Genomic DNA, 9,968 nt, shown 5'->3' on the forward strand with positions numbered 1-9,968 from the left:
TCGCACCTTGGGGCTGCGTCTCAAGCTGAGTGAGCAGCCGGACGTTGCCATCGTGGCGGTCACGCATGCGCTCGCCGCACAAATCTTCTATATCGGGGCCAATGCCCATGTAGTTGGCATTCAGCCGGTCAAGACGGATTTGGCCACGCATGCGGCCGGAATCGAAGACATTCCGGCCGGAAAGGCCTGGTCGGATCGCCATTCCAATTGGGCGAGGCAAATGCCGCGGGATATCGCTGAGCTGTGGGACTTCGTGGCCGAACTCGATCACGACAGTCGCATGGCGCTGTTCGCCCATTGCACGGCATTGACGGTCAATGCAGTCAAATTGCCATTTGACTTAAGGCCGCACGCGTTGGCGGCCGCCAGCCGTTTGGCCGGGGCCATCGCCCTCGACATGACCGGATACTGGCGGCCGACGGTGCAAAGTTATCTCGGCCGGGTCACCAAGGCCACCATTCTGCAGGCCGTCCGCGAAGGCGTGAGCGATGAGGCCGCTGACCGTTTGTCGGGATTGAAAAAGGCCGAGATGGCGGCAGCAGCTGAGCAACTGTTGGCCGCAACCGATTGGTTGCCGCCGTTGCTTCGCACGGCCAAGATGCAGGATCAGGCCGGTGGGCCCAACAAGACGCAAGGCCATAATTTCTGCTCGCAAGCAGCCGAGTGAGAGGTGAGCCGGGGGTCGGAGAGATGGCCCGGCGGTCTCTCAAATTCCGGCCGCGCACCTGACGGCGCGCGGCCGGATCGGTCGAAGCGAAGCGGACGATTAATGACGATAGTCCGTCTCCAAAGACGGGCTACGATCGGTCCGATCTACGCCGTGCAGCGCCCAGCGAGGCTGTGCCACGCCTGCCTTTTGGCAGCGACGAGGCGATCAAGCTACGGACAATGATCGTGTCCAGACCTCACGTATTCAAAGAGCAATCGCGCGAATAATCCTGACCGGCGCGTCGCTTCCTGATGCGTCAATGCAATCGAGCTCGCTTGGTTTGTCCGGTGCATTGTGCTCGCAATTGATGCGCAGACGTCGGCTTTTTCTCTGATCGATCCGCCGCTTTCCGATGCTGCGCCGGGCCTGGCTGCCATGGTCATCGCCGTCAGTTCGGTCATGGGCTCGCGTCCAACACACCCTCGAATGGGCTGATCAGGCCCGAGGGACGGCAAGAGCCTCGATCGCCTTCCCGCAACGGCTGCGCCTGCTTTTTTCCCCTGCCGCCAAGCGGCGGCATTCCTCGCGCAAGACAAAAAAGCAGGCTTTCGCCGTCCTCCGCTGCGCTGCGGGCCTTAAGGCTGCGGGCCGATCGCTCCCCGGGCCAAGGATCGCCATCGAGGCTGCGATGGGCGCGGCCCGAACAACAGACAGACGGAGATGACCATGGCGACCATCGGCACTTTCACCGCTTCGGATAACGGCTACACCGGCTCGATCAAGACGCTGACGCTGAACATCAAGGTCAAGTTCACTGCGTCCGAGAAGGACAACGACAAGGCTCCCGACTACCGGATTTTCGCAGGCGCGACCGAATTCGGCGCCGCCTGGAAGAAGACCGTCCGCGACAGCGATCGCGAATATCTCTCGGTCAAGCTCGACGATCCGAGCTTTCCCGCTCCGATCTACGCCTCGCTGGTCAAGGTCGAAGGCGAGCAGGATTTGAGCCTGATCTGGTCGCGCCGCAGCGGCGACTGATCCAATCGGATCATCGGCCCCGCCTCTTCAGAGGCGGGGCTTTTTCGCGTTTCCTGCGCCGCTTTAAAGAGGGTAGAAGGGCAGTTTCTGCGCCTCCGAAGTGGGGTTTCGCCGCTCAAAAATGCGATCAACCGGACAGATTTTGGGCAGTGCTTTGGGCGGATCGATCAGAGTTTTGCGTCGGATCTGCCCTGATTTGTGCTCTCCGGGGTGATATTTCGTCAACTTCCAGGAGCAGTGACGCCCCCTGTTTTGCAGCGAAATGGTGCCCTCTCTGAGCGCGAAAACCTGCACGGCGCACCAGGATTTTCGCGGCCTCCGACGCTGCGTGGCGTCGATGCAAGGACCTTGTCACGCCAGCGAGAGGAAGTTTGAGCGGGCTGAGCGAGAAGAAGGGGAGAGCGCAAGATAAAAGCACTGTCGCCTGAGGACGGCTAAGTGGTTGTCTGCACATCCAAGGGTTAGCGCCAGCGGCAAGTTTGATGTCGCCACACACCGCCACGACATAGCTAAACGCTTTGTCCTGACTGGAAGAATAACGTCTGCATCGGGCTGCAGTAGCTTCTAAGTGCCATGAACGCCGCGGATCGAGCAACGAGATCTTGTGGAGGAATTTCGTGCTGGTCGAACGCATCGGTTCCAGCACGAAACCGCGCGTTCCTAGCGGAGCAAGCTCATGTCCTAAAACCGGAGCAGAGCGGACGTGCTCTGCCTGTCCTTAAACTGCCCGTTTGGGTCAACAGCGGTCGCGCCATCGCCGTCGTGTCGCGGGCACTGTTTAGCCTCTATCCGAACCGAGGATCCTTGCAGTTGTTTGAAGGAGAGAACTCGGCCGGCTCTCGTTCCTTGCCCCAGAGCTTGCCACCCGCCCGCCGCGGGGTGCTCTTGAACTGAGCGTTACGTTCGCAAAAGTACCGGTCGATAGCCGCCCTAGCTTCGTCAACCGATCCATAGTTGCTGTTGTGAATGATGGCGCGAGCCATGCCGCTGAAGATCGATTCGATCACGTTGAGGAACTGCGCGCGGGCTGGGAGCGGCGCCGTCTCAATCTGAGGGCCGTTGCCGCCAATGCTGCTGGCGTTATGTGCATCGATGCGTTCGAACAGTCTCTTTGAGACGTGCCAGGAGGCGGCATCCCAAGAGAGGTAAAGCTTCGTGCGACCGCGGTACTCGGCAACGAGTGCGTCAAGCATGCGGATCATTTCGTCCGTATTCTTCTTCAGGCTATAGAAATAGGTGACCTGGTTGGATGACAATTCAATAGCGGCCGTGACGATGATTGAGCCCCTAGATTGCTGCCATTGCGGTACATAATGTTGCTCACCGGGACCGATCAGCATGCGTCCCGGTTGGGCCTTGACCGCAAAAGGTCCGAATTCGTCGATCGAGAAGAAGGCTTCATCGGTCTTCAGATCGGCGAGAATGGAACGGATGCGATGGAGCTTGTGTGAGAACTCGGGATCGTTGGAGGTCAGCACAATCCGCGCCTTGCGCCAGCGGTAGCCGGCACGTTTCACGATCGCGCGGATTACCTCTTCGCAAGCCGGCTGCCCCGTCTCGTTCATCGCGCGCACCAGGTCGGCCATTTTCCAGGTGGTACGGTTGATGCCGAAATTGCCTGGCGGCTGGTGCAGGATGTTGAAGACGGCCTGTTTGACTTGCTCGCTGTCGAACTTGCGGTGGGGGTTGATGCGACGGGCGAACAGCCGCTCGGCGCCACCGTCCTCGAACAAACGGATCGAACGTGCGTAGCTTGACCGACATTGCTTGAGGCTGCGGCAAGCCACGCTTGTCCGCAGCCCGCTGCGTGAGGCCACCACGGCGAGTGCGCGAAGCCGCTCAATGGGGCGGCCTTTTTCAAGCTTTTCGAGTAGGACGGCGAGGTCCGGATGACCTTGAAGAGAAGTTGGAAGATCTTCCCGACTTAGCGGGGTGTGCAACTGCCCGAGCAGGCTCAAAAACTTGCTTTGAGCGGGCGAGCCTTTCAATTGGTTATGTCGGGCCAAAATCGCCGTGATGGTCGATGCCGCGGGTACGCTCGTACAACCCATTGATCGAAGATGGGCCGCTATTTTTCGTCCGCCCCAGGTTGGGTGGCCGGAGCGCACGGTTAGAACGGCCGATTCGGTAGAAGCTGGGCAGCGATGGGGTGTATGGTGGGGGCGGTGTGACTGGCTTTCCAGGCCCCTCGCGCCGGCTATCCGATATCGGTCCAGCGTTCGGTAGCCTGTCTGCCGGCTGATATTGAAGCGCCGGCAGAGGCTCTGAATGTTTGAATTCGGGGCGAGCGCCAGTTGCACGAATTCGCTACGGGCCTCGAGAAGCGTATTTGACTTCCAGGGCATGTTTTGTACCTCTCTGCTCGGAACCAAGGGGCACGCGGGTGCGCAAAACGCCTCGGCAGACGTGCGCGCCACGGATGAACCGGCTCGCGACCGTCTCGGCCTTGCGCTGCTGCCGGACCCGCCGCCGCTGCTCCGGCCGCCTCCGCTACTCCCCAACGAGGAGTTGGCAGGTGGCGAATACGACGACCGTGCTATCACGGCGGCCACAGCGGCCACGGCATGCAGCGCGGCCCGCTTCAGTGCTCGCTGAGCGATCACCTTCTACTGGTGGTTTGCATCTCGCCATGTGGCCGATGATACCGCGGACTATCGCCGCCATCAGGCGCCAGCACAAAGCGGCTTCATCCCACCTGCTGTGGCTCCGCTTCCACCATTCCCGGAGATTCGGTTGATGACCTAATCCGACCTATGCTTAATGACCTCGTGCAGAAGAGCTACGGAACGCTCAAGCCGTTCTAACAGCGCCCCCAAATCCGCCGCGCTAATCCCCTCCAGCCTCAGATTTTCGACTGAGAATGACTGGGCAATGAGTTGGTCGATTGGCTCGGCTTTAGACGTCAGGTCCGCGACCCCGCTAAGGGTAGATCGAATGTATCCGTCCGGCGTAATCGTTGTCGCAAGCGCGAGATTGGCCACGATCGCCGTCTCAGCGATCGCCGCAGGAAATTCGACATTGCAAAGAATGGTTCCCGTTGCGCGAATGCGGTAGCCCGCGCGGTAAGTCGAGGGGCCCAGGGGGCCCACCTCGCCGGACTCCCAAAACGCTTCCACCTTATCAGTGGTTGGACACTCGGGGGCCGAACTGTCATGGCGGAACGCACTGTTGCAGGTGACCAAGTTTCTATCCCTCGGAACGTGCATTTCGATAACACTATCGATGTAGACGATAGTCAACATTTGCGCCGAAAATGGGACTCAAAGTCCGTGGATCGATAGTCTGCTGCGACGTTCTTTGGGCCGATGACGGCCGGGAAGAACGATTTAGGAATAATTGGGGTGGTGGCCGACAACGTCAGGGCGCTTAGGAAGGCGGCTGAGCTCTCGCAGGAGGAGTTAGCCCATGAGGCGGGGGTGGATCGGACCTACATTAGTCAGGTCGAACGCCGCCAAAGAAACGTGACAATCGTGGTCCTGGCGAAAATCGCAACAGCACTGAACGTGACACCGGACAAGCTGCTGATCGTACCCTCATCTCGGCGAAGAGGTTCCTAATTCAGCAAAAATTTGAATTGCCCGGGACGCATGACCGCTCTTGCATAGCTCGTCAGGCTCATAACCTGAAGGTCATAGGTTCAAATCCTATCCCCGCAACCAGGAAGCATAAGCCCTTGAAATCGTGAAGATTTCAGGGGCTTGTATTTCAGCACCATTGAACCCGCAACCAAATGAATTTGGATGGTGGAAGTGCAATGTCGCCGGAATGGCGTGTCTGTCGGGGATGTCATTGAACGTCAGGCGGTCATGCGGGCTATCTTCCTATTGATGCTGGTTCACCTGAGCGAGCGCGGCTTCTTGGATGTGCAGCGCGATCTCGTCTTCGCTGCGGCCACCGTTGATCGCGGCGCGTCCGCCAAAGATGAAATGGGGCACTGAGCGGACGCCTGCTGCCGCAGATCGGACCGCCTCTTGCTCCACGCGCTTGTGCTGGATGGGATCGAGGGCGATTGCGTGTGCTTCCGCACGCTCGAACCCATGGTCTGAGGCAATACCGGCGAGCACATCTGCATCACAGATATTCATTGCACCGAGGAAATAGGCCTCGGAGATTGCCACCGCGAGCCGATGCTGCGTGCCGCGTTCCCTGGCGGCAAGGATGAGGGCGTGGGCAGGCTGCGTGGCATACGCCCAAAGCTGGCGGCTGAGGTCGAGTTTTAACCCCGAGGCTCGCGCTTCGCCTTCGGGCCGTGCAAACGCCACCTTCGGATCGGTGACTCCATAGCGCGACCGGAGAAGATCGGGGATGTAGAGGCCTTCCGCTGGCGCATCGGGAAGCAAAAGCACCGGATGTTGACGGATATCGACGTCCAGCTCAGGGAAGCGTTCCGCCAGAACCTTGTTGAGACGGTGATGTCCGATGATGCACCAAGGGCAGGTGATCTCGGTGTAAAGATCGATTTGCAGCATCATGTCATCCTTTTGATCGCTCGGCAGTCTTGGCTTAATTTGGGTCGCTTGGTGGCTGCCGCGCCTTCCATTGGTAAGTCATGAGGGATCATTGGTGGGATGCAAGCCGGGATCGATCCCGGTCATCTTTACGGACACATCCCACAGTCGCTTGGCGAACTGCGGATTCCTCGCCTCCTCAGAGGGAACACCTTCACCGGAAGGGCCACGCAGCCCGGAGAATCCCGTCGGCCCGTAGTAACCGCCAGGCTTTATTCGTCCGGTCGCTGCGTGCAGCGCGCCCCAGGCGCCCATGGCGGGCGTAGCTAATAGCAACCCGATCAGGGACAACGCTATGTTGCCCCACCAGCTGCCGCGGGCGAGGTTCGTTCCGACAAGACCCGGATGGCAGGCTACCGCCGTTACCGGCGCTCCTGCCGCGCTCAACCGCCGGTCCAGCTCGAAGACGAAGAGCAGGTTCGCGAGCTTGCTGGCGCCATAGCGCGGGAGCCATTTGTAGGTCTTCTGCGCGTTAAGGTCTTCCCATTCGATTTTCGCGTCCTTGTGCTGCCCGCTGCTCGTGACGACGATGCGCGATCCGAGCGTTTCCATGAGCTTGGGCAGTAGCAGCGCGGTCAACGCGAAGCAGCCAAGGTGATTGACGCCGAATGTCTGCTCGAAGCCCTGCGCTGTGTGCTTCAGCGTCGGTCCCTGCACCCCGGCATTATTGATCAGAACGTCAATACGCGGCTCCTTGGCGGCGAGTTCGGCTGCGCTCCGCACACTCGCCAGATCAGCCAAGTCAAGCGGCAGGAACGCGAGTTCCGCCCCCGGAGTCTTTTGACGAATCCGGCTCATCGCGGCTCTCGCCTTCGCTTCGTCCCGGCAGGCGAGCAGCACCCGCGCATGCCGCACCGCCAGCGCGCTCGCCACTTCGAAGCCTATGCCCGTATTGGCCCCTGTGACGATGAAGCACTTGCCTGACTGATCGGGCACATCGGCCGTCGTAAATCCCTTGGATGGCACAGGTTTCTTCTCTCTTTCTCTCTCTCTTTCGACACGCGTTTGGGTCTGCCGCTCCTGAAATCCGCACTCAGGCGGCGCCTTCGAGCGCAGTGCGGATCTGCGCTTCAGCCGAGGCCATGGCCGCCTTTACGGCGTCAGGGCCGTAAGCGGTCCCCTCGACACGGATCAGCTCGATATCGGTCAAGCCGATGAAGCGTAGCAGGTGCATGAGGTAGCCGGTCTGGAAGTCGAACGACGCGTATTGTCCTTCAGAGAAGACGCCGCCGCTTGCCACGACGAGATAGACCTTCTTGCCGGACAATAGACCCTTTGGGCCGTTCTGGTCGTATTTGAACGTGACGCCCGGCCATGTGATGTAATCGAACCATGCCTTGAGTTGCGAGGACGGACCGAAATTGATCATGCCCGAACCGATGGCGATTGTGTCGGCGGCCTTGACCTCATTGACCAGCGTTTCGGCGAGCCCGACGGCCTGCGCCTGTGCCGGCGTACGTGCTTCCGGCGATGCTATGCGGCCATTAATATAGGCTGGTGCGATATGCGGTAGCGGCTCTGCCGAAACATCGCGTGTCGTTAGCGTGGCGCCCGAATGGGCCTTAAGCCTTTCGGCGATATCAGTCGCGACACGGCGGGACAAGCCTTCGGCACTGCGTGGGCTCGACGTGATGAGGAGGATGTTGGTCATGCTTGCTCCTGGTCTTTAGTGACTGGCGATTGCAGGAGCCGCGCGAACGAACTCCCTGTTTGAAACCTGCTCGACGAGGAACTTCGCGAGATTACCTCTCGATAGTTTCGTGCTGAGCTTGGATTTTCCGTACCAGCCGACGTCGATGGTCCCGCTGGCCGGGCCATCCTTGAGGTTGGGAATCCTCGCCAGCGTCCAGTCCAGCCCTGAATCCCGAACCAATTCGGCTGTTGCTCTGATGTCGTCTACGCCCTTGCGTGCAATCAGCTTGAACAGCATCAAAAACGAATGGGCCTTGAGGTCGAAGCTATCTTTCGGATCGCGATAACTCGCCGTGGAAATTTGAATGAGGCGATGAACACCCAGCTTCTTCATGACCGAGACGATGTTGCCGACACCGTGCATGATCGGCCGGTCGCCCTTGATCTTGAGGCTGTTGGGTCCAAGCGCGCTGATGACCGCCGTAGAACCACGGATGCACTCGGCCATCGCTTTGACGTTCGTCAGGTCGCCGACGACGACTTCGATCTTTCCTTGGTAGTCCTTCAGCTTGCTGGCATCGCGCGTATAGACCGACAGGCTGTAGCCTTGCCTGAGCGCCTCCTCGATGAGGTACCGTCCGGTCGGACCGGTTGCGCCGAATAGCGAAATCTTCATTGCTTTCCTCGCGAAATCACTGCTGCGAGGCAGAGCCGCAACGATAGCGGTGCTGGCGCCAAGGTCGGAAAGTGTCATTTTTGTCAGCCATACATGCATTCCTTGGGTTGGTATGTTTTGCTGACTAGATGATTGGAGTAGACTGCCCGATAGACAAGAACGTAGATTTTTGAGGCCTAGTCACATGCGTATGACCGACCCCATTCCACTGCAGCCCGGAACGTATCCCGGCTGCGGGCCAGTCAAAGAGGTCCTTGGCCGTATGGGCGACAAGTGGACCATTCTCGCCATCACTGTGCTGGTCGAGCAGCCCCGCCGCTTTAACGAGTTGAAGCGTTTGATAGGTGGGATTTCGCAGCAGATGCTCACCCGTACGCTCAAGGCGTTAGAGCGCGACGGAATGGTGGCACGGAAAGTTCATCCGAGCGTCCCGCCTCAAGTCGAGTACAGCCTTACCGATCTAGGGAAGTCGCTTGCCGTACCGTTGATGCAGCTGGCGACTTGGGTGGTGGATCACATGAGCGAGATTGAAAGTTATCGGGCACGCCACGATGAAGCAGCTCACCGCGGCTAAGTTCGGTGCGAACATGCTAAGGCGCGCCTTTTTCCAAGGCCTTATAAAAGCAAGGTAATTGCGATCGGTGAAATTCTAGGGGGCCGTCTGCTGCGCCTCCGCGATTTGAGCTTGCAATCCAGTCCGGCATGTTCTGACCCGGACCACGGCGCGCCTAGCCCTATGATATTGGCATCGAATATTGCGTTCGAGTCCGCGACGGAAGTCGTTTTCGTCGGACTGGTAGCTCGAGGTCTTTCACCATTCGCCCATCTCATGATGCACCCGTTGTCGAATGGCCTAACCGAACTTCGCGAGAACGTGACCACGCGAGAATTAGGCGGTACGAACCCGCTGGTCGATCCAAAGGGACTGCTCGAGCAGTTGCCGTATTTACGCCAAGGCGCCAAAGAGCGACTGATCATTGAGCGCAAGGCCGATGAGAAGTTGCGGGCGACGCTGCGCCGGAGCCGCCGTTGCGCCAACACTGAACGCTTCCGGCCGGAGGATATGCCTGAGACAAGATCACACGCGTCCTTGAGAAGCAGGGCGGCAGCCTGAATGACGTCATCAAGGTCACCACCTACATCACCGACATCAGGAGCTTTCCCGAGCCAGGAAAATGCCGGAGCGAGGTCTTCGCCGGCTCGACCCAGCCGGCGGGTACCTTCGTTGCCGTCAGCCAATTGGCTTGGTCCGCAATGATGATCGAGATCGATGTGATCTCGGCAACGGCCAACTAGGTGTTTCCACGGATGCAACCCGAGTGACGATTGGCCCGAGCCGCCGAACTGGAATGCCGCGAGCGGATATCGACGCGGAAGGTCCTCGAATGGCGACGATCGAAGGCGCAAGGACCGTGGGCCTCGAAGAGGTGACCGGTTCGCCTGGGCAAGAATGCCGGTCTCATCC

At 59.4% G+C, this 9,968-nt stretch carries 11 protein-coding genes and 1 pseudogene; 5 read left to right on the plus strand and 7 right to left on the minus strand.

Going from position 1 to position 9,968, the window contains the following annotated elements; translation table 11 throughout:
- Both BRAS3843_RS12705 and BRAS3843_RS12710 read left to right on the plus strand, forming a co-directional pair.
- Positions 1 to 667 (plus strand): annotated as a pseudogene (locus tag BRAS3843_RS12705) (chromosome partitioning protein ParB); the annotation flags it as partial.
- Between the two features lie 708 nt (positions 668 to 1,375).
- On the plus strand, positions 1,376 to 1,687 hold the full coding sequence (locus tag BRAS3843_RS12710; RefSeq protein WP_008969298.1) for a DUF736 domain-containing protein: 312 nt from the start codon (positions 1,376 to 1,378) through the stop codon (positions 1,685 to 1,687).
- Positions 1,688 to 2,472: 785 nt separating this feature from the next.
- On the opposite strand, the gene BRAS3843_RS39595 is transcribed toward BRAS3843_RS12710, so the two are convergent.
- Positions 2,473 to 4,032 (minus strand): IS630 family transposase, encoded by a 1,560-nt coding sequence (locus BRAS3843_RS39595; protein WP_083841359.1) that lies wholly within the window; start codon positions 4,030 to 4,032, stop codon positions 2,473 to 2,475.
- A 396-nt stretch (positions 4,033 to 4,428) separates the two neighbouring features.
- Positions 4,429 to 4,926, minus strand: a complete 498-nt coding sequence (locus tag BRAS3843_RS41475; protein ID WP_175361115.1) for a hypothetical protein — start codon at positions 4,924 to 4,926, stop codon at positions 4,429 to 4,431.
- Positions 4,927 to 4,992: 66 nt separating this feature from the next.
- Between BRAS3843_RS41475 and BRAS3843_RS12730 the strand changes: the two genes are divergently transcribed.
- A complete protein-coding gene (locus BRAS3843_RS12730) occupies positions 4,993 to 5,244 on the plus strand; it encodes a helix-turn-helix transcriptional regulator (protein WP_008969303.1) in 252 nt (83 codons plus the stop codon).
- 264 nt (positions 5,245 to 5,508) lie between these two features.
- On the opposite strand, the gene BRAS3843_RS12735 is transcribed toward BRAS3843_RS12730, so the two are convergent.
- From BRAS3843_RS12735 to BRAS3843_RS12750, 4 genes are all read right to left on the minus strand, one after another.
- Positions 5,509 to 6,156: a DsbA family protein gene (locus BRAS3843_RS12735; protein ID WP_008969304.1), complete on the minus strand. Its 648-nt coding sequence runs from the start codon at positions 6,154 to 6,156 to the stop codon at positions 5,509 to 5,511.
- Between the two features lie 78 nt (positions 6,157 to 6,234).
- Complete coding sequence (locus tag BRAS3843_RS12740; protein ID WP_008969305.1) at positions 6,235 to 7,161, minus strand: oxidoreductase; 927 nt, start codon at positions 7,159 to 7,161, stop codon at positions 6,235 to 6,237.
- 67 nt (positions 7,162 to 7,228) lie between these two features.
- A complete protein-coding gene (locus tag BRAS3843_RS12745; protein WP_008969306.1) occupies positions 7,229 to 7,846 on the minus strand; it encodes an NAD(P)H-dependent oxidoreductase in 618 nt (205 codons plus the stop codon).
- A gap of 15 nt (positions 7,847 to 7,861) precedes the next feature.
- A complete protein-coding gene (locus BRAS3843_RS12750) occupies positions 7,862 to 8,581 on the minus strand; it encodes an SDR family oxidoreductase (protein WP_244425268.1) in 720 nt (239 codons plus the stop codon).
- A gap of 106 nt (positions 8,582 to 8,687) precedes the next feature.
- Between BRAS3843_RS12750 and BRAS3843_RS12755 the strand changes: the two genes are divergently transcribed.
- Positions 8,688 to 9,077, plus strand: coding sequence for a helix-turn-helix domain-containing protein (locus BRAS3843_RS12755; RefSeq protein WP_035981584.1), 390 nt, complete (start codon positions 8,688 to 8,690; stop codon positions 9,075 to 9,077).
- 162 nt (positions 9,078 to 9,239) lie between these two features.
- A complete protein-coding gene (locus BRAS3843_RS12760) occupies positions 9,240 to 9,617 on the plus strand; it encodes a hypothetical protein (RefSeq protein WP_035981585.1) in 378 nt (125 codons plus the stop codon).
- A gap of 22 nt (positions 9,618 to 9,639) precedes the next feature.
- Here the strand turns inward: BRAS3843_RS12760 and BRAS3843_RS42145 are convergent, their stop codons facing one another.
- A complete protein-coding gene (locus tag BRAS3843_RS42145) occupies positions 9,640 to 9,795 on the minus strand; it encodes a hypothetical protein (RefSeq protein WP_244425270.1) in 156 nt (51 codons plus the stop codon).
- Positions 9,796 to 9,968 lie beyond the last annotated feature (173 nt).

Source organism: Bradyrhizobium sp. STM 3843 (assembly GCF_000239815.1).
GTDB lineage: Bacteria > Pseudomonadota > Alphaproteobacteria > Rhizobiales > Xanthobacteraceae > Bradyrhizobium.

What these genes read in the sequence shown, in the direction of transcription:
- BRAS3843_RS12710 (WP_008969298.1), top strand. Translation starts at nt 1,376, where the DNA reads ATGGCGACCATCGGCACTTTCACCGCTTCGGATAACGGCTACACCGGC.
- BRAS3843_RS39595 (WP_083841359.1), bottom strand. Translation starts at nt 4,032, where the DNA reads ATGCCCTGGAAGTCAAATACGCTTCTCGAGGCCCGTAGCGAATTCGTG.
- BRAS3843_RS12730 (WP_008969303.1), top strand. Translation starts at nt 4,993, where the DNA reads ATGACGGCCGGGAAGAACGATTTAGGAATAATTGGGGTGGTGGCCGAC.
- BRAS3843_RS12735 (WP_008969304.1), bottom strand. Translation starts at nt 6,156, where the DNA reads ATGCTGCAAATCGATCTTTACACCGAGATCACCTGCCCTTGGTGCATC.
- BRAS3843_RS12745 (WP_008969306.1), bottom strand. Translation starts at nt 7,846, where the DNA reads ATGACCAACATCCTCCTCATCACGTCGAGCCCACGCAGTGCCGAAGGC.
- BRAS3843_RS12750 (WP_244425268.1), bottom strand. Translation starts at nt 8,581, where the DNA reads ATGACACTTTCCGACCTTGGCGCCAGCACCGCTATCGTTGCGGCTCTG.
- BRAS3843_RS12755 (WP_035981584.1), top strand. Translation starts at nt 8,688, where the DNA reads ATGCGTATGACCGACCCCATTCCACTGCAGCCCGGAACGTATCCCGGC.
- BRAS3843_RS12760 (WP_035981585.1), top strand. Translation starts at nt 9,240, where the DNA reads ATGATATTGGCATCGAATATTGCGTTCGAGTCCGCGACGGAAGTCGTT.